This is a genomic window from Geothrix limicola (assembly GCF_030268085.1).
In the GTDB taxonomy this organism is placed as follows: domain Bacteria; phylum Acidobacteriota; class Holophagae; order Holophagales; family Holophagaceae; genus Geothrix; species Geothrix limicola.
Genome location: NZ_BSDE01000006.1, coordinates 42,921 through 63,131, shown reverse-complemented (window position 1 = coordinate 63,131; position 20,211 = coordinate 42,921). Strand labels below are relative to the sequence as shown.

33 protein-coding genes are annotated in these 20,211 nt (G+C 68.8%); 9 read left to right on the top strand and 24 right to left on the bottom strand.

The genetic code is table 11. The features are described from left to right. Nucleotides 1–53: 53 nt before the first annotated feature. The 4 genes from arsM to QSJ34_RS14475 are packed head-to-tail and all read left to right on the top strand — an operon-like array spanning nt 54 to nt 3,379. Nucleotides 54–980 carry an arsenite methyltransferase gene (gene arsM, locus QSJ34_RS14490; RefSeq protein WP_285576502.1) on the top strand — a complete coding sequence of 309 codons (927 nt, stop codon included), beginning with the start codon at nt 54–56 and terminating at the stop codon, nt 978–980. A gap of 1 nt (nt 981) precedes the next feature. Next, nucleotides 982–2,067 carry a permease gene (locus QSJ34_RS14485; protein WP_285576499.1) on the top strand — a complete coding sequence of 362 codons (1,086 nt, stop codon included), beginning with the start codon at nt 982–984 and terminating at the stop codon, nt 2,065–2,067. 8 nt (nt 2,068–2,075) lie between these two features. Beyond that, on the top strand, nt 2,076–2,306 hold the full coding sequence (locus tag QSJ34_RS14480) for a thioredoxin family protein (protein ID WP_285576498.1): 231 nt from the start codon (nt 2,076–2,078) through the stop codon (nt 2,304–2,306). Nucleotides 2,307–2,332: 26 nt separating this feature from the next. Continuing rightward, complete coding sequence (locus tag QSJ34_RS14475; protein ID WP_285576495.1) at nt 2,333–3,379, top strand: prephenate dehydrogenase/arogenate dehydrogenase family protein; 1,047 nt, start codon at nt 2,333–2,335, stop codon at nt 3,377–3,379. Here the strand turns inward: QSJ34_RS14475 and QSJ34_RS14470 are convergent. From QSJ34_RS14470 to QSJ34_RS14455, 4 genes are all read right to left on the bottom strand, one after another. Continuing rightward, on the bottom strand, nt 3,361–4,452 hold the full coding sequence (locus QSJ34_RS14470) for an RNA polymerase sigma factor (RefSeq protein ID WP_285576492.1): 1,092 nt from the start codon (nt 4,450–4,452) through the stop codon (nt 3,361–3,363). The two genes, QSJ34_RS14475 and QSJ34_RS14470, sit on opposite strands and share 19 nt — an antisense overlap. Before the next feature lie 44 nt (nt 4,453–4,496). Further along, nucleotides 4,497–4,970: a QcrA and Rieske domain-containing protein gene (locus tag QSJ34_RS14465; protein ID WP_285576490.1), complete on the bottom strand. Its 474-nt coding sequence runs from the start codon at nt 4,968–4,970 to the stop codon at nt 4,497–4,499. After that, a complete protein-coding gene (locus QSJ34_RS14460) occupies nt 4,967–5,905 on the bottom strand; it encodes a metallophosphoesterase family protein (RefSeq protein WP_285576489.1) in 939 nt (312 codons plus the stop codon). The genes QSJ34_RS14465 and QSJ34_RS14460 overlap by 4 nt, the downstream gene beginning before the upstream one ends. Before the next feature lie 130 nt (nt 5,906–6,035). Further along, complete coding sequence (locus QSJ34_RS14455) at nt 6,036–7,019, bottom strand: alpha/beta fold hydrolase (protein WP_285576487.1); 984 nt, start codon at nt 7,017–7,019, stop codon at nt 6,036–6,038. Nucleotides 7,020–7,170: 151 nt separating this feature from the next. Here QSJ34_RS14455 and QSJ34_RS14450 point away from each other — a divergent pair, with 151 nt between their 5' ends. Continuing rightward, a complete protein-coding gene (locus QSJ34_RS14450; RefSeq protein ID WP_285576474.1) occupies nt 7,171–8,025 on the top strand; it encodes a helix-turn-helix domain-containing protein in 855 nt (284 codons plus the stop codon). A 22-nt stretch (nt 8,026–8,047) separates the two neighbouring features. On the opposite strand, the gene QSJ34_RS14445 is transcribed toward QSJ34_RS14450, so the two are convergent. From QSJ34_RS14445 to QSJ34_RS14415, 7 genes are all read right to left on the bottom strand, one after another. Then, entirely contained in the window at nt 8,048–8,749 is a 702-nt protein-coding gene (locus QSJ34_RS14445) for a DUF2461 domain-containing protein (protein ID WP_285576473.1), read from the bottom strand. A 107-nt stretch (nt 8,750–8,856) separates the two neighbouring features. Then, nucleotides 8,857–8,988: a Fe-Mn family superoxide dismutase gene (locus tag QSJ34_RS14440; RefSeq protein WP_285576471.1), complete on the bottom strand. Its 132-nt coding sequence runs from the start codon at nt 8,986–8,988 to the stop codon at nt 8,857–8,859. Nucleotides 8,989–9,113: 125 nt separating this feature from the next. Further along, a complete protein-coding gene (locus tag QSJ34_RS14435; protein ID WP_285576469.1) occupies nt 9,114–9,692 on the bottom strand; it encodes a Fe-Mn family superoxide dismutase in 579 nt (192 codons plus the stop codon). A gap of 97 nt (nt 9,693–9,789) precedes the next feature. Next, nucleotides 9,790–10,233, bottom strand: coding sequence for a Dps family protein (locus QSJ34_RS14430; protein ID WP_285576466.1), 444 nt, complete (start codon nt 10,231–10,233; stop codon nt 9,790–9,792). Nucleotides 10,234–10,242: 9 nt separating this feature from the next. Next, entirely contained in the window at nt 10,243–10,791 is a 549-nt protein-coding gene (locus QSJ34_RS14425; protein ID WP_285576463.1) for a DUF3501 family protein, read from the bottom strand. Between the two features lie 7 nt (nt 10,792–10,798). Continuing rightward, a complete protein-coding gene (locus tag QSJ34_RS14420; protein ID WP_285576459.1) occupies nt 10,799–11,263 on the bottom strand; it encodes a rubrerythrin family protein in 465 nt (154 codons plus the stop codon). Between the two features lie 179 nt (nt 11,264–11,442). Continuing rightward, nucleotides 11,443–11,883, bottom strand: coding sequence for a GNAT family N-acetyltransferase (locus tag QSJ34_RS14415; protein WP_285576456.1), 441 nt, complete (start codon nt 11,881–11,883; stop codon nt 11,443–11,445). A 72-nt stretch (nt 11,884–11,955) separates the two neighbouring features. On the opposite strand from QSJ34_RS14415, the gene QSJ34_RS14410 reads away from it, so the two are divergent. Together QSJ34_RS14410 and QSJ34_RS14405 are read left to right on the top strand one after the other, a co-directional pair. Continuing rightward, the gene (locus QSJ34_RS14410) at nt 11,956–12,420 is read left to right on the top strand and encodes a CidA/LrgA family protein (RefSeq protein ID WP_285576452.1); all 465 of its coding nucleotides are present in this window, start codon (nt 11,956–11,958) and stop codon (nt 12,418–12,420) included. After that, complete coding sequence (locus QSJ34_RS14405; RefSeq protein ID WP_285576450.1) at nt 12,417–13,115, top strand: LrgB family protein; 699 nt, start codon at nt 12,417–12,419, stop codon at nt 13,113–13,115. The genes QSJ34_RS14410 and QSJ34_RS14405 overlap by 4 nt, the downstream gene beginning before the upstream one ends. 17 nt (nt 13,116–13,132) lie before the next feature. Here the strand turns inward: QSJ34_RS14405 and QSJ34_RS14400 are convergent, their stop codons facing one another. From QSJ34_RS14400 to QSJ34_RS14345, 12 genes are all read right to left on the bottom strand, one after another. Then, nucleotides 13,133–13,303 (bottom strand): hypothetical protein, encoded by a 171-nt coding sequence (locus QSJ34_RS14400; protein ID WP_285576448.1) that lies wholly within the window; start codon nt 13,301–13,303, stop codon nt 13,133–13,135. A gap of 50 nt (nt 13,304–13,353) precedes the next feature. After that, a complete protein-coding gene (locus QSJ34_RS14395; protein ID WP_285576446.1) occupies nt 13,354–13,830 on the bottom strand; it encodes a YaiI/YqxD family protein in 477 nt (158 codons plus the stop codon). After that, nucleotides 13,827–14,363 (bottom strand): NADPH-dependent FMN reductase, encoded by a 537-nt coding sequence (locus QSJ34_RS14390; protein ID WP_285576444.1) that lies wholly within the window; start codon nt 14,361–14,363, stop codon nt 13,827–13,829. Before QSJ34_RS14390 ends, QSJ34_RS14395 begins: the two co-directional genes overlap by 4 nt. Before the next feature lie 3 nt (nt 14,364–14,366). Further along, complete coding sequence (locus QSJ34_RS14385) at nt 14,367–14,582, bottom strand: hypothetical protein (protein WP_285576442.1); 216 nt, start codon at nt 14,580–14,582, stop codon at nt 14,367–14,369. A gap of 55 nt (nt 14,583–14,637) precedes the next feature. Further along, nucleotides 14,638–14,952 carry a hypothetical protein gene (locus QSJ34_RS14380; RefSeq protein ID WP_285576440.1) on the bottom strand — a complete coding sequence of 105 codons (315 nt, stop codon included), beginning with the start codon at nt 14,950–14,952 and terminating at the stop codon, nt 14,638–14,640. A 70-nt stretch (nt 14,953–15,022) separates the two neighbouring features. Then, nucleotides 15,023–15,325 (bottom strand): YciI-like protein, encoded by a 303-nt coding sequence (locus QSJ34_RS14375; protein ID WP_285576438.1) that lies wholly within the window; start codon nt 15,323–15,325, stop codon nt 15,023–15,025. A gap of 12 nt (nt 15,326–15,337) precedes the next feature. Further along, nucleotides 15,338–15,853 (bottom strand): O-acetyl-ADP-ribose deacetylase, encoded by a 516-nt coding sequence (locus tag QSJ34_RS14370; protein WP_285576436.1) that lies wholly within the window; start codon nt 15,851–15,853, stop codon nt 15,338–15,340. A gap of 12 nt (nt 15,854–15,865) precedes the next feature. Beyond that, on the bottom strand, nt 15,866–16,315 hold the full coding sequence (locus tag QSJ34_RS14365) for a hypothetical protein (RefSeq protein WP_285576433.1): 450 nt from the start codon (nt 16,313–16,315) through the stop codon (nt 15,866–15,868). Between the two features lie 34 nt (nt 16,316–16,349). After that, complete coding sequence (locus QSJ34_RS14360; protein WP_285576432.1) at nt 16,350–16,559, bottom strand: DUF1737 domain-containing protein; 210 nt, start codon at nt 16,557–16,559, stop codon at nt 16,350–16,352. 43 nt (nt 16,560–16,602) lie between these two features. Continuing rightward, nucleotides 16,603–16,998, bottom strand: coding sequence for a hypothetical protein (locus tag QSJ34_RS14355; protein ID WP_285576429.1), 396 nt, complete (start codon nt 16,996–16,998; stop codon nt 16,603–16,605). Between the two features lie 4 nt (nt 16,999–17,002). Then, nucleotides 17,003–17,566 (bottom strand): GTP cyclohydrolase I, encoded by a 564-nt coding sequence (gene folE / locus QSJ34_RS14350; protein ID WP_285576427.1) that lies wholly within the window; start codon nt 17,564–17,566, stop codon nt 17,003–17,005. 65 nt (nt 17,567–17,631) lie between these two features. Continuing rightward, nucleotides 17,632–18,126 carry a hypothetical protein gene (locus tag QSJ34_RS14345; protein WP_285576425.1) on the bottom strand — a complete coding sequence of 165 codons (495 nt, stop codon included), beginning with the start codon at nt 18,124–18,126 and terminating at the stop codon, nt 17,632–17,634. Between the two features lie 114 nt (nt 18,127–18,240). Here QSJ34_RS14345 and QSJ34_RS14340 point away from each other — a divergent pair, with 114 nt between their 5' ends. Further along, on the top strand, nt 18,241–18,384 hold the full coding sequence (locus QSJ34_RS14340; RefSeq protein ID WP_285576423.1) for a hypothetical protein: 144 nt from the start codon (nt 18,241–18,243) through the stop codon (nt 18,382–18,384). 4 nt (nt 18,385–18,388) lie between these two features. Here the strand turns inward: QSJ34_RS14340 and QSJ34_RS14335 are convergent, their stop codons facing one another. Further along, nucleotides 18,389–19,084 carry a hypothetical protein gene (locus QSJ34_RS14335; protein ID WP_285576422.1) on the bottom strand — a complete coding sequence of 232 codons (696 nt, stop codon included), beginning with the start codon at nt 19,082–19,084 and terminating at the stop codon, nt 18,389–18,391. A 90-nt stretch (nt 19,085–19,174) separates the two neighbouring features. Between QSJ34_RS14335 and purM the strand changes: the two genes are divergently transcribed. Further along, the gene (gene purM, locus QSJ34_RS14330) at nt 19,175–20,209 is read left to right on the top strand and encodes a phosphoribosylformylglycinamidine cyclo-ligase (protein WP_285576420.1); all 1,035 of its coding nucleotides are present in this window, start codon (nt 19,175–19,177) and stop codon (nt 20,207–20,209) included. The last annotated feature ends 2 nt before the right edge of the window (nt 20,210–20,211 follow it).

Genomic DNA, 20,211 nt, shown 5'->3' with positions numbered 1-20,211 from the left:
CGAGTCCTGGACGCCTTCGCGTCCCCGGGAAAGCTCTGTCGAAAGGAACCGCCATGGATTCCCAAACCATCAAGGCCGCCGTCCGCGAGCGTTACGCCGGCTTCGTGACCAATTCCCTCCGGGGGTCCCTCGCTGCGCAAACACCCCCGGACCCCCAGGCCGAGCCGCGGCCAAGCTGCTGCTCGGCCTCTCCAGCCTCCTCGTCCTCGTGCTGCTCGGCGGGTGAGGCGAGCCTGGAATTGGGCTACGCGGCTCAGGATCTCGAAACCGTGCCCGAAGGCGCGAACCTGGGCCTGGGCTGCGGCAACCCCGTCGCCCTGGCCTCGCTGCAGCCCGGCGAGACTGTGCTGGACCTGGGTTCGGGCGCGGGTTTCGACGCCTTCCTCGCTTCGAAGCGTGTGGGTCCCGAAGGCCGCGTCATCGGCGTCGACATGACGCCCCAGATGATCGAGCGGGCCACCGGCCTCGCGAAGACCCACGGCTACGCGAACGTCGAGTTCCGCCTGGGCGACATCGAAACCCTGCCCGTGGCCGATGGCACGGTGGACGCCATCATCTCGAACTGCGTCGTGAACCTGACGACGGACAAACCCCGCGTGTTCCGCGAGGCCCATCGCGTGCTGAAGGCCGGCGGCCGGCTCATGGTCTCGGACCTGGTGCTGGTTCGCCCGCTGCCCGAGGCCATCGCCCAGGATATGGATGCCTATGGCGCTTGCATCTCCGGCGCGCTCCTGAAGGCGGACTACCTGGCGGCCATCGAGGCGGCCGGTTTCAAGAGTGTTTCGGTGGTGGGTGAGCGGCGCTACGACCTCGGGATGTTCTCTCCCGAACTCCTGGAAGCGGCGCGGCAGCGCTATCCGGGGCTGAGCGCCGAGGAACTGGAGGCCGCCGCGGGCGCCGTGCTCAGCATCCAGGTGGAAGCCGTGAAGACGGCCTCGGAACGGGCCTGCGGCTGCGCGCCCACCTGCTGCGGAGGTTGAGATGGAAAGTGGAACGAAGAGCTGCGCCTGCGAAGGTCCCGTGACTCGCCCCGCACCGAGCTCTGGACCTGGCTTCTGGGCCTCGGGAGGATGGCTGCTGGCCGCCCTTCCGGCCTGGTTCGCGATCTATCTCAGCCTGAAGCCTGCGGCGGACTGGCTGGCTTTCAGCGTCTTCGCCCTTCGCCCGGGCAGCCGCCTGGGCGAGGCGGTGGCCTTCTTCGCCTACGACGGTCCCAAGGTGCTGCTGCTGCTCGGGCTCGTCGTGCTGGGCGTGAGCTTCGTGCAGACCTTCATCAGCCCCGAGCGCACCCGCGATCTGCTGGCCAAGCGCACGGGGGCCTGGGGCAACCTGCTGGCCTCGCTGCTGGGCATCGCGACGCCCTTCTGCTCCTGCTCGGCGGTGCCGCTCTTCATCGGCTTCGTGCGTGTGGGCGTGCCCCTCGGCGCCACCTTCAGCTTCCTCGTGTCGGCCCCCATGGTGAACGAGGTGGCGCTCTTCCTCCTGCTCAGCCTCTTCGGGTGGCGCATCGCGCTGCTCTACACGGTGACGGGCGTGATGGTGGCCTTCCTCTCGGGCTGGATCCTCTCGAAGCTCCGCATGGAACGCCACCTCGAGCCCTGGGTGATGGAGATCCCCTTTGAGGCCTCCGTCGGAGCTTCCGCGCCCATGGGCTTCGCACGGCGCATCGAAATGGCGCTGCAGGCGACCCGCGACATCGTGGCCAAGGTCTGGCTCTACGTCCTGGCGGGCATCGCGGTGGGCGCCTTCCTCCACGGCTACGTGCCGGCGGAGCTGCTGGCGCGTTTCATGGGGCGCTCGGCCTGGTGGAGCGTGCCGCTGGCCGTGCTCATCGGCGTACCCCTCTACGCCAACGCGGCGGGCATCATCCCCATCGTGCAGGTGCTGCTGGCCAAGGGCGCCGCCCTGGGCACGGCGCTGGCCTTCATGATGGCGGTGACAGGCCTGTCCCTCCCCGAGACCGTGATCCTCCGCAAGGTGCTGAAGCCCCGGCTCCTGGCGGTCTTCCTCGGAATCGTCGCGGTGGGCATCGTGCTGGTGGGCTACCTGTTCAACCTTCTGATGTAGGAGTTCCCATGAAGATCGAAGTGCTGGGCCCCGGCTGCGCCAAATGCAAGCTGCTGGCGGAGCGGACCGAAGAGGCGGCGAAGGGTCTCGGCGCCGACTTCACCCTCGTGAAGGTCACCGAATACCCCGACATCGTGGCCCGGGGCGTGATGACGACGCCCGGCCTCGTGGTGGATGGCGTGGTGAAAAGCCAGGGCCACGTGCCGACGGTGGCGGCCATCCGGGAGCTGCTGCGGTAGGATTTTCTCCTGACTTTGGAGATTCCATGCGCATCGGCATCCTGGGCTATGGTCGCTTCGGGAGGGCGCTGGGCGCGCTGCTCCGCGAGGCCGGCCATGCATATCGGGCCTGGGATCCCGCGGTTGAAGTGCCCGGCGAGCTTCGGGCCGGCAGCCGGGCCGATCTGGTCGACGGGGCCGACACCCTCGTGCTCGCCATGCCCGTGCCGGCGCTGGGCGCAACGCTGAAGGAACTGCGGCCCCGTCTGCGTCCCGGTCAGCTCGTCCTCGACGTTTGCAGCGTGAAGGTGGGGCCCTGCGCCCTGCTGGAAGAACACCTCGGCGCGGTCATTCCCCACGCGGGCACCCACCCGCTCTTCGGGCCCGTGAGTCTGGCGCGCGCCGAGCGGCCCCTGCGGGTGGTGCTGTGTCCTTCCTCGCATCACCCGGCAGCCGCGGACGCCGCTCAAAGCCTCTTCCAAAGCCTGGGCTGCCAGGTGCTGCGACAGAACCCCGAGGATCACGATCGCGTGATGGCCACGACCCACGCGCTCACCTTCTTCATCGCCAAGGGCCTGCTGGCCGTGGGTGCCGGGGCGGACCTGCCCTTCACGCCGCCCTCCTTTCACGCCATCGCGCGCACGCTCGAATCCGTGCGGGAGGACGCGGGCCACCTCTTCGCGGCCCTGCAGAACCAGAACCCCTTCGCCGCCGGGGCCCGCGAGGGCCTGCTGGAGGCCCTGTCGGCCGTCCACCAAAGCCTGGCGGAAGCGGCCGTCAGCGGCGCCGATGAGCAGCTTTCCATTCCGGATCTGGGCACCAAGTCCCCCGCGCTGCAGGAGGTCCGCGATCACATCGACGTGCTGGACCGCGAGCTGGTGGCCCTGCTGGCGCGGCGCACGGAGCTGGTGCTGCGCGCGGGCCGGGCCAAGGCCGAGCTGCACCTGCCCATCCACGATCCCGAGCGCGAGGCCTCCCAGCTGCAGGCGCGGCGGGAATGGGCGAAGGCCTCGAACCTCGATCCCCAGGGCGTGGAAGAGGTGTTCCGGGCCGTGCTGCGGTCCTCGCGGTCCGCTCAGGGCAATGCGGGCTGATTGGCGGGCTGAGTGGTGGGCTGAAGGTTGGGCTGAGTCGCGCCGGCTTCCCTCCAGGCCACGACGGAAGCGCCCGCAGGCTCGCTGGCCGGGCGGGCTTCGAGGGTGATGCGCAGTTCCAGGGGCCAGGCCTCGGCCATCCAGGGCGCTTCGAGGATCTGGAGGGAGGTCCCATTGGGATCGGGGGCGCGCAGGTCCAGATGCCTCCATCCCTGGGCGCTGCGTAGCCAAAGCACGGGATGCGCGCCTTCGGGCGGCTGCGGGAAATGGCTGAGGGTGAGCACGGCGAGGCCTGCGCCGGGCGCGCCGCGGAAGGTGGCGTGCAGGCCTGTTTCCGGCGCGAGTGAGGGCGTGTCGGGAAGCAGGCGCAGGGCCCGGGTCTGGCTGTCGGCCAGGAGGTGGACGGCCCGCTGCTCCTGCGCGTCGCCGGTTGCGTGGCGGCGGTAGACCCAGGTGCCCGCGCCGCCCAGGGCGACGAGCAGGAAGGCTACCAGGCCGCCGAGGTGGCGCTCCATCAGCCGCAGGCCGCTGCGGATCCGCGTCTTGGCCGTGCCCAGGGGCACCTTCAGGGCCCTCGCCACTTCCTGGTGGGAGAGGTCGGCGAAGAAGGCCAGGCGCAGGGCCGCGCGCTGGGGCTCGGGCAGGGCCGCGAGGGCGCCGGACACGGCCTCCCGCTGGTACTCCCGCCACAGGGTTTCATCGGGAAGCGGATCTTCCGCCGAAAGAACCTCCTGATCCAGCAGGGGCTCGCCGCTGACCTGGGGGCGCCGCGAACGGGAGCGCAGTTCGTCCAGCATTCGGTGGTGGCCGATGCTCACCAGCCAGGTGCGGAAGGATCCGCGCGCGGGATCGAAATCGGAGGCCCGCCGCCACAGGGCGAGGAAGGTGTCCTGGACCACCTCCTCGGCAGCGGCGCGATCGAGGGCGCGGCAGGCCAGGTGGAAGATCAGGGGCGCGTAGCGGCGGTGCAGCTGCTGCAGGGCTTCTTCGTGGCCTTGGCGCACCCGCGCGACCAGGGCCGCGTCCTCTTCTCCGGCGGGACCGGCAGGGGCGGGAAGCGGCGGCGTGGACATGGTGCCTCCATCCTCGCCCCGGTCGTGTGCTTCGGCCAGCCCCATCAAAGCCGCGTGTCAGGGGGCACGGTGGTGGACACGTCCACCTGCAGCAGGCCGCCGGGTTCGGCTTCGGTGACGGCCAGATGCTTCAGGGGGAACTGGGCGGGGCCCTCCGTGACTTCGCCCTGGAAATCGTAGGCGCTGTCGTGGCATGGGCACCCGAAGCCCGTGGCACCTTCCGACAGCACGAGGCAGCCGCGGTGGGTGCAGACGGCCGTGAGGGCGAAGACGCCGAGCGCATCGGCCATCAGGTAGAAGGCTCCGAGCTTGCGGTAGTCCAGCACCCGGCCGGGGCTCATCTGGGCGCGGGTGGCCTCCGTGAGCTTCAGGGGATGGGGATCTGGCGGCCTTTCGGCGGAAGCGGGCGTCTGGGCCCCGCCGGGCAGGGCGGCCGCGGCCATCAGGGCGCAGAGGGAGGCGCAGAAGGCGCGACGGGGTTGGATGGTCGCTTCATCTTCGGAGGGCTTCGGAGTCATGCGTGAGTCCCCGCGGTCTTGAGGCTGTCGGCCAGCGCCTTTTCGGACAGGGCGAGCTGATCCTCCTTCACGTGTTTGGGCTGGGCGTGGATCTGGCGGAAGCCCAGGCCCCGGTAGGGATGCTCCGGATCCCAGGGCACGGGCGCGCGCTTGGGCACGGATCCCGGCGCGGGCAGGGGGAAGATCAGGGAGGTGGCCGCATGGTGCTGGATGTGGCCCGTCGTGTGGTGATGCTCCTGGTGGATGTGCCCGTAAAACACGGTGACGAAGCGGTGGGCCTTCATCAGATCGAGGGCCTTTGCGCCGTCGGTGGTGGTCCAGTCCCAATCGGGGTAGAGGTCGAAGAGAGGACGGTGCGTGAAGATCACCAGCGGCGCCTCCTTCGGCACGCGATCCAGCTCGGCGGCGAACCAGCGCAGTTGCTCCTCGCCGAGGATGGAGCCCTCCTGGGACACGTTGTCGAGGGCGATGAAGTGGATGCCCTTGTGGGTGAAGGCGTAGCGGGAAGGCCCGAAGGCCTCGCGGAAGGCCTCGCTGTGATCATCGCCCGCATCGTGTTCGCCGGGCAGGTAGCGGATCTGCGGGGCCCGCAGCCGCGCGGCTTGGGCCTTGAATTCCGCCATGCGCTTGCGGCGCTGCGCGGGATCCGTCGTGATGTGGGTGAGGTCGCCGGTGAAGATGACGAAGTCGGGCTGAGGGTCGAGGGCGTTCACGGCGTCGATGGCCTTGGGCAGGGTGCCCGTCGCATCGGGGTTGGCCTTGGCGCCCTCGAAGCCCCAGTGCGTATCCGTCAACTGCACGAAGTAGAAGTCCGACGCCTTCGCCTGGGCCGGCGATCCCAGCGTTTCCGCGAAGCCCGGCAGCCCGGTAGCGAACACCGCGCCACCGATGCCCAGGGCCTTGATGAAGGTCAGTCGATCCATCTGCGAACTCATGCCCCCTCCTCCCGGGTGAACCCGGATCCCGGCCATCATTCCCGCCATCCACCCGGTGGGGAGGGGGACACAGATGCATACGCCGGGATCCGAGATTTGGATGGGGGAGGGGATCGGGCAATTTTTGGGCTTAGCGGATGCCCCAGAGGTGGAGGGCCTCCTCGGCGATCACGTCGGGCCGCTCCTCGGGCCAGAACAGCCTGCTGTCTTCAAGGCGCCGCACGCCGAGGGAATGGCCGAAGGTGCGATCGAGGTAGGCCGGGCTGTCGCGCGAAAAGATCGTGTCCGCCATGCCCCACACGATGCGCACGGGCACCGTGCTGCGCCGGAGCGCGGGTTCGATGCCCGCGAGGGCGTTGGCCTCGAGGGCGATGGCGTAGGCGTGCCATTCGGCCTTCCTCTTCGCCGAACTCAGGGTCGGGCCCAGGTAGCATTCGAGGGCCTCGTCGGTGGGGTGGGCCGGATCGGAATAGGCCACGCCGAGGCCCTTCTGGGAGCGCGCCAGGGCCTTGTCGGCGAGCTGGGGCCCGAGCACGGCATCAACGAAGGTGCCGGCCTTGGACATTTGAATGACCGGGCGGATCGCCGGGGGCGGGCAGTCGGGCTCGGCGTCGCAGTTCGTCAGGAGCAGCGTGCGGACGCGTTCGGGGTGGTGGGCCACCAGGAGTTGGGCCACGGCGCCGCCGCTGTCGTTGGCGATCAGATCCACGGAAGCGACGCCGAGCTTGTCCAGCAGCGCCACGAGCATGGCGGCCTGATCGGCGGGGGCGACGCCCTGGCCCGCGGCCACCTCGGTATGGCCCAGGGCCAGGAAATCCGGGGCGATGCAGCGGCGGTAGGGCGACAGCCGATCCAGCGCGCCCCGCCACTGGAAGCCGTTGAGTGGGAAACCGTGGAGGAACAGCGCGGCCGGGCCGGACCCGCTCTCCACGTAGGCGATCCGGCCAAAAGGCGTTTCGGCGAAGCGCCGGGCCGCATGAAAGGCGGCGGCATCCATCGGTGCGTGAGCGCCGGAAGGGGCACCCGTGTCCGGTTTCGGGTGGGGAAGACAGCCCGAGATCGCACCCACCGCCACCAGCGCGGCGGTGAGGCCCATGACGTTCCTGCGTCGCATGTCGACTCCTCGAAGGGGCCCGTCCTTTCACGTGGGGACGGGGCGGGTTCATGGTCAAGCGCACGGAAACCGTGAGCAATGACCGCAGAGGTCAGGACGCCTTGACCTCCGAGGTCATGACAGCTATCCCCGTGGATCGCATAATGGCCCGATGAAGGCCACCGCATCCCGTTCGCCCCAGTCCAGCCTTCCGGCGCACGTGGGCCTGCTGCTGCGGGAATGGCGGTCCGCCCGGCGCCTCAGCCAGCTCGACCTGGCGCTGGAGGCGGAGGTGTCCGCCCGCCATCTCAGTTGTGTGGAGACGGGCAAGGCCCAGCCCAGCCGGGAGCTGATCGCGCGGCTGGCCGACACGCTCGACGTGCCCCTGCGCGAGCGCAACGCCCTGCTCGTCGCCGCGGGTTACGCGCCGAAGTACCCCGAGACAGCCCTGGGCACGCCGGAGCTGGCGCGGGTGCGCCGGGCCATCGAATACATCCTCGAGCAGCAGGAACCCTATCCCGCCTTCGTCCTCAACCGGCACTGGGACATCCTGAGGGCGAACCGCGCGGCGTCGCGATTCGGCACCTTCGTCATGGGCGGCCGGGCCAGCGTCCACGCCAACATGATCCGACAGGTCTTCGATCCCGGGGACCTGCGCTCCGTGCTGGCGAACTGGGAGGACGTCGCGGGAGACCTGATCCACCACCTGCACCAGGTGGTGGCGGCCTCCCCATCGGACATGACCGCGAAGCGGCTGCTGGACGAGGCCCTGAGCTATCCCGGCGTGCCCGCGCGCTGGCGCGTGCGCGAGCTCGATTCGGCGCCCCAGCCGCTCCTGACGACGGTGTTCCACCAGGGGGATGGGGAGCTCCGCTTCTTCTCCACCATCACCACCTTCGGAACCCCGCGGGACGTGACCCTCGACGAGCTGCACATCGAGTGCTGCTTCCCCGGGGACGACGTGACCGCGGAGCTCTGCCGGGCCCTCGCGCGGGAAGCCGGCGACGACCTGCGCAAACGCGCATGAACTGCGGCGTTCCGGAGATGGGCTACCAGGGCAGGTCCAGGGCCTTGCAGAGGAAGGCCACGAGGGGACCCGCCTGCCGGCAGGCCGCGGCCACCTGGTCGACGAAGTCCGGCGCGAGCACCTGGGCGTTGGTGAAGCCGGTGGTGATGTAGAAGTCCTTGAGCTTGAGATCCTCGGCAAAGGGATGGTCCGCGGCGAAGCCCTGGGGAACCCGCATGAGGGCCTCGCCCTCGATCTCCAGGCCCGATTTGCGGAGGGTCTTCCAGGCCGCGGACTTGGCGACGATGGCCTGGCGGACCTTGAGCAGCGAATCGGCATCAGGGTGCCAGAGGCCGCCGCCGGCGAAGCTTCCGCCGGGTTCCAGATGAAGGTAGAAGCCCGGCCCGTGGACGCCTCCCGCGCTCACCGTGCGGTGGGGGAAGTGGGCCGCCAGGTGGGTCTTGTAGGGGCTCTTGTCCTTGGAGAAGCGCGTGTCGCGGTAGATCCGGAACATGGACCCGCCCGTGGGGCGCGGATCGGCGATGAAGTGGCGGCTGATGGCGGACAGCGGGCCGCTGAAGGCGCCGATGAGCCGCAGCATGGGATCGCGGGCTTCGGCTTCGTACCGCGCCTTGTTCTCGGTGAACCACTCGCGGTCGTTGTGCGCCTTCAGATCCTTCAGGAACCGGAAGAGGCCGGGCCCGAGCAGGACTTCTTCGACTGATGAATGTCCTTTCTGTGCCATCGCGACCTCCCGAAAAGAATGCCCAGAGTATGACGCCGCAAGAAAAAAGCGGGGCCCCTAAGGAGCCCCACCTTGAGTGCGTGCTGAGAGGTGTCAACCGCGTGTGTTTACTTCCCGAAACGCTTGGAGACTTCGCTCCACTTGATGTTTTCAACGAACGTATCGAGGTACTTCGCGCGGGCGATGCCGTAATCGACCATGGAGGCTCCGTCTCCAAGAGCGCAGCCCTGAAGGGGCAAGCGATTGGGAGCACAGTGCTAGGCGCTGTGCGATAGACGGAGGTGTGCGACCGGAAGAAAAAGGCGGGCCCCCGAAGGGGCCCAACCACGAGCACGCGTTGAGCGGCGCATTGCCGCCCGCGTCCTTACTTGCCGAAACGCTTGGAGACTTCGCTCCACTTGATGTTTTCAACGAACGTATCGAGGTACTTCGCGCGGGCGATGCCGTAATCGACCATGAACGCGTGCTCCCAGCTGTCCAGCACCACGAGCAGGTCCTGCTCGATGGGCAGGCCCAGGTGGTGCTCGGCGACGAAGTAGGTGTGCAGCTTGCCGTCGCGGCGGTTGCGGGTGAGCAGGGCCCAGCCGGGGCCGCCCATGGCCGTGGCCTTGAGGTCGGCGATGACCTTGTCCTGGCCGCCGGCGGCGTCGAGGGCGGCCTTCAGGCCGGCGCTCACGTCGCTGTCCGCGCCAAGGTTCTCGAAGTAGAGCTCGTGGAGGAAGGAGCCGTTGAAGGCCACGGCCTCGCGGCGCTTCAGCTCGCTGTACTCGTTGAAGGAGTAGTTGGGCTTGGTGTTGTCCACCGTCGCCAGCTTCTCCTCGATCTCGTTCAGCTTGGTGACGTAGCCCTTGTAGAGCGTGAAGTGCTGGTCGAGCTGGGCGTCGCTGAGCCCTTTCAGGGCGCCGCCCTTCAAGTGGTCATAGGACTTGGCGGTGTAGGCCATGGTCATCTCCTTGGGTGCGCGGGGCGCGGACGAGTAGTTTACTGAAAAAGTCGGAAATTGGATGAAACAGGCACAATGTTCAGGCCCGGGTCTGCTATCAACCGAGCATTTCCCGCAGGAACCAGGCCTCCTTCTGATGCACCTGCACGAAGCGGGTGAGCAGGTCTGCGGTGCCCGGATCGCCGGCGCCGTTGGCTAGTTCGATGCCTTCGTGCATGAGGGCGATGGTGGCCTCCTCGTTGCCGAGGGCCTCCTTCAGCATGGTGTGGGGACTCATCTGGAGGGCCGGATTCGAAATGGCCGCCTTGGTCCGGGCCTCGATCTGGGAGGGGGTGTGGAGGGGCACACCGCCCAGCATGCGGATGCGCTCGGCCAGTTCGTCCACGGTCCCGTCCGCGGCGGCGTAGAGGTCCTCGAAGCGCAGGTGGTAATCGCGGAAATGCGGACCGCTGACGGTCCAGTGGTAGCGCTTCGCATTGAGGGCCAGCACGAAGGCGGTGGCCAGTTCGACATTCAGATGATCGGTGACGGCGTGGTTCATGGAATCTCCTCAGGAAGGCCAGGTCTCCCAGGCGGCGGGCGCGGGCCAGCGGCCGGAGACGTCGGCGTGATTGGAGACGAGGGCGGCGATGCGGCAGCCGTCCGGAATGAAGTAGCGCAGGGCGAGCACCGCCGGCAGCCGGTCTTCAGGACCGGCGGCGCCGCGGTCCACGAGGGGCCAGGCCCGCGAGCCATCCGACAGCTCCAGCGCGAGCTGATCGGGGAACTGCTGGAGGGCCGCCAGCCGTGCTTCGCGGACCTCGTCGGGGAAGCCCAGGAACAAGGTGGCGACGAGGCTCTGGCCGCCGGGCTCGCGGCGGGGCGCGAGCACGGCGAAGGAGGCGCGGGCCTCGGCCACATCCTCGGGCGGCGCGGTCTTCAAGGTCAGGCCTTCGGCCCAGAGGGTCTCCACGACCTGGTCCTCGACGCTTTCGGCGGTCTCGGGCTGGTAGGTGATGCCCAGCGCCAGATCCAGGCGCAGGGCCTCCTGGCGGGCCAGGAAGGCTTGGCGCGCCTCGTACCGGGTGCGCTCGGTGGAGGGGTCGAAGACGAGGTTCATGGCGGCCTCAGATGTGCTTGGCGATGTCGGCGTCGGGCGCGGAGATGGCGCCGGACTGGAGCCGCGTGAGCGCGTCCTGGAAGCGGCCGGCGTGGAAGCGCTCGACCTTGGCCAGGGTTTCGAACCAGGCGGCGATCTCGGTGTGGCCTTCTTCCCGGGCCACCCGGGCGAACTCGGGATACATGTCCGTGTATTCGTAGGTCTCGCCGGCCACGGCGGACTTCAGGTTCGTGAGCGAGTCGCCCAGGGGCAGGCCCGTTGCGGGGTCACCGGCCTGGGCGGCCAGGAACATGAGGTGCTTCAGGGCGTGGCCCGTTTCGCCATCGGCGCTGTGCTTGAAAAGGGCGGCCACTTCGGGAAGGCCCTCCTTCTCCGCGACCTGGGCCATCCAGGTGTAGCGCCGGTTGGCCTGGCTTTCGCCGGCGAAGGCGGCCTTGAGGTTCTGGTGGGTCTTGGATTCGGTGAAGGACATGGCGTCTCCTGTGGGCCGCGAACGGCGGCATCAAGGTAGAGCCATCTCTGTGCCAAAGCAATAACTCCCGTTTTTGAATTGGTTTGAGATTCTTTGACGGGTTGAATGCAGAAGCGATTCCCGGCGGGTCGCGAGTCCTATTCCCGATATGTCGAGACCTGGCCTTCAGGAAATCCGGCTCACCAGGTTTTCCGGAAGACGACCTGCCGCTTGGCTTCGTTGTACCCGAGGCGGCGGTAGAAGCGGTGGGTGGCCTCGCGCAGGACGTTGCAGCGGACGCGCAGGGCGGGCAGCCCCTGGGCTTGGGCCCAGCCTTCGGCCTCGGCCACCAGCACCTGGCCGATTCCCCGTCCGCGGTGGGCCTCGTCCACCACCAGCCCCAGCAGCTCGGCCTGCAGGCCCGATTCCAGGGACAGGGCCCGTCCCACCTGGGCCCACCCCACCACCTGGCCCTGCAGCAGGGCGACGAGCACCTGCTGATCCTCACGCGCGGCGATCCGGCGGAGGCGGTCCAGGATCTCGGCGGGCGAGGCGGGATAGCCGAGCTGGCCTGAGAGGTCCGCGAGCCGATCGGCATCCTCGATTGCGGCGGGGCGAATGAGGGGGCGCTCGGGCTGCATGGGATCTCCTTCCGCAGATCCATCTTCCCCGATCCGGCCCCGGGGATGAGGCGCCTCCGGTAGGCTGGGGGTGTGAATGGGCCCGCCGAAGAACCACCTCCACCTCCGATCGATTCTGAGCCCGAAGGAACCTCGGCCCTGACCCTGCATCCGGGCCTGCGGGCGCTGGTGCAGGTGCTCGGGCTGGTGGCGCTCTGGTGGGCCGCCGATCAGGCCGCGCGCGGGCTGCACCTGCCGATCCCTGGCAGCGTCCTCGCGCTGGGCGCCCTGGTGCTGCTTCTCCACACGGGGCTCCTGCCCCTGGCCTGGATCAAGGAAGGAGCGGACTGGCTGCTGGCGGAGATGCTGCTCTTCTTCATTCCCGCCGTGGTGGCGGTGGTGCAGTACCCCTCGGTGATCCTCAAGGCGGGGTGGCAGCTCCTGGTGGTGATCCTCGTGGGCACGGTGGCGGTGATGGTGGGCACGGCCCTCGTCGTCGAGCGCGTCTTCCGCTGGGAGCGCCGCCTGAGGCTCAGGCAGGGCGGGGATCCCAGATGAGTCACCTGCTCTCGAGTCTGCCCGCCCTCTTCTGCCTGCTGGCGACCGTGGGTGTCTACCTCGGCGCCAAGCGGCTCTACGCGCGCCTGGGCTGGTGGTGGTGCGCGCCCCTGGTGCTGGCGCCGCTGCTGCTGATCCTCCTCGTGGCGCTGGGCCGCATCCCCTACGCCACCTATTTCGCCGACACTCGCTGGCTGCTGTGGCTCCTCGGGCCCGCCACCGTGGCCTTCGGCGTGCCCATCTACGAGTACCGCGCCCTCATCCGGCGCCACGCCTATTCCCTCGGGGCCGGCGTGATCGCAGGCGTGGTCTTCGGCCTGCTGACGAGCTGGGGCCTGGCCCGGCTCTTCCACCTGGATCGCGAACTCTCGCGCAGCCTGCTGACCCGCTCGGTATCGACGCCCTTCGCGCTGGCCGCCACGGAGCAGCTGGGCGGCACGCGGGACCTGGCGGCCCTCTTCGTCGTGATCACGGGCGTCTGCGGCATGGTGCTTGGCGAGGCGGTACTCGCGTTCCTGCCCCTCCGCTCCCGGATGGCGCGCGGGGCCCTCTTCGGCGCCGCGGCCCACGCCGCCGGAAGCGCCAAGGCCCGCGAACTGGGTTCCGAAGAAGGCGTCGTGGCCAGCCTGACCATGATCCTCGCCGGCGTCGCCCTGGTGCTGCTGGCGCCAAGCCTGTCGCGCTGGCTGGGCTGAGGGGTGCTGCCTACCTGTTAGTCGTGCTCGGGCGATTCGCTGGTCTCGGTACCGGCTTCAGTCTCGCCGCCCTCTTCGTCAGTCTTTTCCTTCTTCTGGGCCTTCTTCTGCAGCTTTTCTTCTTTCTTCTTCTGACGGGCCAGGTCTTTCTGCCGCTTCTCGAAGTTGTAGTTGGGCGTTCTGGCCATGGCGCATCCGATCACGAAAAGGGTTCAAGCCGCGGGGCCCTCACCTGAGTCTAGCGCCTCGCGCGGCGCTGCGCCTGGATCAGGTCGTCCAGGCGCTGCAGGAAGGTGGAGCGGTCCCGGGCGGTGAAGGGCGGGGGGCCGCCGCCCATCTCGCCCATGGCCCTTAGGTGGGCCATCAGTTCGCGGCTGGCCAGGGCATCGCCGATGGAATCGGGTGAAAACACGCGGCCCTTGGCGTCCAGGACCCGGGCGCCCTTTTCCAGGCAGCGCGCGGCCAGGGGGATATCGGCCGTGACGGCGATGTCGCGGTGTGTGATCTGCTCGACGATCCAGTCGTCGGCGCCGTCGAACTGGCCCTTGGCCACCACCACCGCCTCGACGAGCGGGTTGCGCGGCAGGCGCAGCGAGGAGTTTGAGACGACGAACACCTTCAGGCCGCAGCGCGTGGCCACGCGGAAGACCTCATCCTTCACGGGACAGGCGTCGGCATCCACGAAGATGCGGATCTCGGAGGGCTCGCCGTTCACGCGGCCTCGACCGAATCGATGAGGGCCTGGATGGCAGCGCGCAGGGAGGCCGTCTGCGCGGGGTCCTTCAAGTGTTCTTCCCCATCCAGGCCCGAGCGGGCGAGGGTGAGGCTAAGTGAAGCCCCGTGGGCCACCTTGGCGGACATCACTTCCAGCGTGTGGACGAGCGAGGCGTGGGCCTTGGCGCCGCCTTCCATGGAGGGCGACACGCTCCAGGCGGCCGTGGGCTTGCCTACGCACACGCCCGACGACACGATCCACTCCAGCAGGTTCTTCAGCACCGCGGGCATGGCGTGGATGTACTCGGGCGTGCAGATGAGCAGGGCGTCGGCCTCGGCAATGAGGGCACGCAGCTCCGCGACGGAGGCAGGCAGCGGATCCTCGTCCCGCTCGGGGCTGAAGTGGGGCAGGTCGTCGAGGCGTTCCCAGAAGGCGAAGGTGAGGCCCTCAGGCGCGAGACGGGCCGCTTCGCGCAGCAGCAGGGTGTTCAGGGATTGGGCCCGCAGGCTGCCGGACAGGGCGAGGATGCGCATGGTTCAGGCCTTCCGCTTCCAGACCAGCACCGTGCCCCCGGCGATGGCTGCCAGGCCCAGCCATACGGGGAGGCGCACCGTGTCCTTCTCCTTCACCGTGAATTCCAGGGGGCCCAGCTTGGCGTCATGGGTCTGCTTCGTGTAGCTGAGTTCGGGCCAGGCCAGCGCCGCCGCCCCGAGGGCGATGAGGGCCAGACCTGCGAGCGGCTTGATCGACATGGGAACTCCGAGGCTCCATTTCAACATGGGGACTGGCCCTGTCCTGGTGGTCCGCTCAGCCCTTGGAGACCGGGTCCTTCTTCACGGGTTTGCGGCGGCGTTCCGGCTTGCGAGCCTTGGGAGGATGGGTGGCCGTGTCGTACAGGTTTTCCAGGCGGATGGCCTTGGCGGAGGTGTCGGCGGCCTTGTGGATCTCTTTGAGCACCGAGGCCACCAGGTCCAGGTTCGCGGCATCGCCCTTGAGCAGCTCCTGGAAGGCCGCCGACTTCAGGGCCTCCAGGCGCTTCGATTGCCGCTTCCCGGCCGCCCAGTTCAGCAGCTTCGAGAACAGGTCGTAACCGAGCTTCAGTTCAGGGGTGGGCAGGGACATGGGGGCGATTGTGCCAGGACTGGAGGGAGATGCCATGGGCTGCCCCCGACCCGACCGTGACGGCTCGGCCTCAGGCCGGATGGATGGGCGTGGCCGCGTCGGTGCCCGCCACCGTGATCCAGGGGCGCACGCGCCAGTGCGTCACGAGCCCGTGCAGGACGTAGGGATCCTCCGCGGCGAAGCGTTCGGCGGCGGTGGGCGAATCACCCTGGAAGAGCAGCACGGCGCCATCCACCGGATCCGCCAGGGCTCCGCCCAGCACCAGGTCGCCCCGTGCGTGCGCCTGCCAGGCGAGCGCCAGGTGTTCGTCGCGGAATTCAGTGCGGCGCTCCAGATAGCTCCGGCCGACCTCGTACATCAGCAGGTAGTGCATGGCCCCTCCGGTCTAGGTGCTCCGAGTCTGGAGCCGCCGCTCGTAGACGGCCAGGTCCGAAGGGGAAAAACAGCAGAAAAGAACCTCCTCGAGCCCGCTGCCCCGGGCGAGATGGGCCCGCACCGCCTCGAGGGCCACGGTGGCCGCGGCCTCGACGGGATAGCCGAAGATGCCCGTGCTGATGGCGGGGAAGGCGAGGCTGCGTAGGCCGTGCTCCTCAGCCAACTCCAGCGAGCGGCGGTAGCAGGAGGCGAGCAGGTCGGGCTCGCCCTGGGTCCCGCCCCGCCACACGGGACCCACCGCATGGATGACGTACTTCACCGGCAGCCGGTAGCCCTTGGTGAGCTTGGCTTCACCCACGGGGCAGCCGCCCAGCCCGCGGCATTCCGCCAGCAGCTCGGGCCCCGCGGCGCGGTGGATGGCCCCGTCCACGCCGCCTCCGCCCAGAAGCGAGCCGTTGGCCGCGTTGACGATGGCCTCCACCTGCAGCGTGGTGATATCGGCGAGCAGGGCACGGAGGATGGTCATCGCCGGAGAACCCTAGTGATTGCCCTTCCCGTGGCCCTTGCCTTTGCCGTGCCCCTTGGCGCCCGGCTGATCCCCGGAATCCGTGCCGAAATGCAGATCGCCGCGCTTGAGGGCGTGGAATTCCGGCGAGCCCGGCTTGATCCCGAGCTCCTGGGCCAGGGCGCCCCAACCGCGGCCCTTGCCCGTCTGGTAGACCCGCATCACGGATTCCGTGGGCTGCCGGGTCATCTGACCGAGCTGGAAGACCATGAACGCATCCGCTGGCTCGCTCACCTTGCCGAGCACGACCCGGACCTGGGCTTCGGGAACACCGAACTGGGCGCTCACCTTGGCGGAGAAACCGTTCAGATCCGCCCGGGCCTGGACGTTCACCTGGCGGAGGAAGGCGTCCAGTCCGCCTTCCGCCCAGGCGGGAACTGTGGAGAGAAGGAAGGTCAGGGCGGGGACAAGGGCTCGGCGCATGGGATCTCCTGGAAGGCGCGGGGGGCGGGAAGGTTCAGGTGGGTGACTCATCCTTGGGCTTGATGGGATGGGGCCAGACGACAGCTTGGGCCACGATCACCTTCTCCCCATCGAAGGTGAGGGCCGGCGACCCGTGCAGGACGTAGCCCTGGGACAGGGCTTCGCTCACCCGGCGGCAGAAGGTCGCGTCGTCGAGGCCCGTCAGCAGGCGGTAGATCGGAAGGTCGTTGGGTGTGGGTTTCATGGATCACCGTGGAAAGGAGGCCCGGACCGAGCGGCGCGGATCCTCAGGAGCCAATATCGGCTCGAACCCGGCGGTCGGCCCGCAGGGCATCGAGCATCCGGTCGGCCTCCTCGAGGCTGTCGGCGTGATCCTGCTGGTAGCCGGCTTCTTCGGTAATGCGCTGGAGCTGGATGCGGCTGAGGGGAATCCGGGTCACCCGGATGGTGTGCCCCGCGCCCCTGAGCTTCAGGGCGGACTTGGCGCGGAGGAAATCCTTGAGACCGTCCTTGTTGGTGGCGTGAAGGCCCGTGATGTCCGTGATCACGTCGAAGCCGGGCGCCAGTTTGGCCGCTTCGGCCATAACCGCCTTCGTGACCTCCTGGCGCTCCGGGCCCTCCAGATAACCGGATAGCGTGATGTAGAGCCGGTTGCGGTCGGGGTCGGAGCTGACGGTGAACATGGTCCTAGATCCGGAAGGGAACGGGGGGATTCGCTTCCCAGGGCCCGCCCAGGAGGGTGGTCCGCACGGGCACGTCCGGCGTTTTCACGCCCCGGTGTCCCATGCAGGTGTGGACGGCCAGGAGCTGGACGCCCCAGGCCGCGGGGCGCAAGTAGGTCTGGAGGGCCTCGGCGATCTGCTGGGCCATGCGCTCCTGCACCTGCAGGCGCCAGGCATAGGCCTGCACCACGCGCACGAGCTTGGACAGGCCCACGGTGCCGCCCGCCCCGGGCAGGTAGCCGATGGTCGCGTGGCCTTCGAAGGGGGCGAGGTGGTGCTCGCAGGTGCTCACGAAGGGGATGCGTTCGAGGATGACGGGCACGGGCGCGAGGTCGCCGGGCAGGGGCTTCAGTTCGGCGGAGAGGTCGATGCCATATCCCGCCAGCCGCTCGGCCCAGAATTCGGCCACGCGGGCCGGGGTATCCCTCAGTTCCGGCGCGTCAGGATTCTGTCCCAGGCCACGAAGCAGGGCTCTCACGGCGGCCTCGGATGCGGTGCGGTCGACGTGGGCAAAGGGCTGGTCGGTCATGGTGCTGCCAGTCTACGCCCAGGGACAGGCGCGAGCCGTCCTGGTTTTCCTGTGCGGCGATCCCGCTAGCCCAGCAGGTCCAGGCTCGAATTGAAGAGGGCCTGTTGCCCCGAGGCGACGGCCTGGGCGGCGGTCTGGGCAGAAGTCTGGGCCGTGGAGGCGGTCTGGTTCTGGCTCTGGTCGTAGGCGTACCGCGCGAGCGCCTCGGCGGTGCTCGGTGAGAGCACGGCCTCGGATACGGAGAGGCTGTCGGAGCTGGAGAACAGGGAACCGAGGTTGCTGCCCTGGGCATTCACCAGGGCCTGCAGGGCGGTGGAACCGTTGCCCGAGGCCGCCGCGGCGGAATAGGTCAGGGTCGACATGTCCTGGAGGGCGGAGGCGCCGCTCAGGGAAGCCAGGGGGTCGATGGCGCCGTCACTGGAAAACAACGAGTTGAGGTCGTTCACCTGGGCCTGGCTGGCGGCCAAAGCCTGGCTGAGGGCCTGGTTGGTGCTGCCGGTCTGCGTCAGGGCGCTCTGGTAGGTATAGGCGCTGAGGGCGCCCATGGCGTTCACGTTCACGAGCCCCTCCTTTCCGACCCCCGCTCATCGGCAGGTCGGACCGGAAGGATGAGGCGTTTTCAGGGCGACTTCAACCTTTGACCAGGGATCCGGCTCCCTTGGGACGGAGGGTTCATGCCCGAGGATCCGTCCCGCCCCATGTCCGCCGCCCCCCTTTCGCCTTCCGCGCGTGAGGCCGCGTACGCCCTTGGGAACCGGGCGCTCCACTGGTGGATCCTGGTCATCGTGGCGGCTCTGCTATGGGTCCTGCTGTCCTGACAGTTCAGACCAGGAGGTCCAGACCCGCGGGCTGCTCGAGGGCCGGGGGTGCCTGGTAGGTGCGGATGGCCTGCTGGACGGCCGCCGGATTCCGCAGCTGGTAGGCCTCGGGGCCCGGGCCGCCCGCATGGGGCTGGACGTTCCCCGTACGAAGGACGGTGGTGGCATCCCGCACGAGGCCCGTGCCCTCGGAGGTCGCCTGGGCTGGCGCGGTCCCGCCGAGCACGTTCGCGCCGAAGCGAAGGGCGGTCTGGAGGGCGAAATCGGCGCTCAGGCTGGTGCCAAGGCTGTCCTGGGCCGCCGGCAGGTCCGTCAGGGTGAGGGCGGGCGGCGTGGGCGAGGGCGCCGTGGTCGTGGTGGTGTCCCCAATCGTGGGGTTGGTGGCCGTCGGGGCGGTGGCTTGGGTGGCAGCCTCGGTGGCGGTGGTCGTATCCGCGGCGGGCTGGGGGGCGTTCAGGGCCGCCAGCAGGGAGGCGGTGGCGTCCTGGAGCAGGCCCGCGGTCCCGGTGGCGGGTTCGGCCACGGGGAAGGTGGCGGCGGCCTGGAAGGTCCGCTGGAAGATGTCCTGGGCTAAGTCCTGTCCCGTCACTGCGGTGGCCCGCGCCGCACCCGTGTTCTGGCCCACGTTCTGGACTGGGCGGAGGGGGCTGACGGCACTCAAGGTGGCCGGAGCGAGGGAGGCGACGGCGAGGGGACCCATGGCACCCTCCAAGATAGGCCTTTTCCACCCCGAGGTTTGGCCTGGGGGAGGAAAGAGCCCTGTGGGATCATGGAGGATTCGGGAGGGGCCATGAGCCAGAAGGTCAGCTACGCATCCAGCGGCGTGGACATCAACCGCCAGGACGAGGCGCTTCGCCGCATCAAGCCCCACGTGAAGGCCACCAAGACCCCCGGCGTCCGCAGCGACATCGGCCTGTTCGGCGGTCTCTTCGACGCCCGCTTCCCCGAAGCCAAGCCCATCCTCGTGAGCAGCATGGACGGCGTGGGCACCAAGATGAAGGTAGCCCGCCGAGCCGGCATCTGGGACACCGTGGGCCAGGATCTGGTCAACCACTGCATCAATGACATCCTCGTTCAGGGCGCCCGGCCCCTCTTCTTCCTCGACTACATCGCCGCCCAGCAGCTGGAACCCGAAGTCATCGAACAGATCGTGAAGGGCATGGCCACCGCCTGCAAGAATGCAGGCTCGGCCCTCATCGGCGGCGAACTGGCCGAGATGCCCGGCGTCTACGCCGAGGGTGAGGTGGATGTGGCCGGCACCATCGTCGGCGTGGTGGACGAGGCGGACCTGCTGCCGCGTCTGGAGGCCATGGGTGAGGGCGACGTGCTCATCGGCCTGCCCAGCTCGGGTCTGCACACCAACGGCTACTCCCTGGCCCGCAAGGTCTGCTTCGATCTGGAAAAGCTCGACGTGAACGACAAGCTACCCGGCACCGACCGCACCGTGGCCGAAGCGTTGCTGGCCATCCACCGCAGCTACCTCAGCCAGGTCATGCCCCTCGTGAAGGCGGGCAAGCTGGTGGCCATGGCTCATATCACCGGTGGCGGCCTCACGGACAACATCCCCCGCGTGCTGCCCGAAACCCTGAACGCGGAAATCGATACGGCCAGCTGGCAGATCCCGGCCCTCTTCCGCTTCCTCATGGAGAAGGGCGGCCTCGGCATCGACGACGCCCGCCAGGCCCTGAACCTGGGGGTGGGCATGGTGCTCGTGGTGAAGGCCGATCGCGTCGAGGACGTGCTGAACGACCTTCACAAAGCCGAAGAACCTGCCTGGGTCATGGGTCGCCTGGTGAAGGGTACCGGCGTGGTGACCTACCGCTAGGC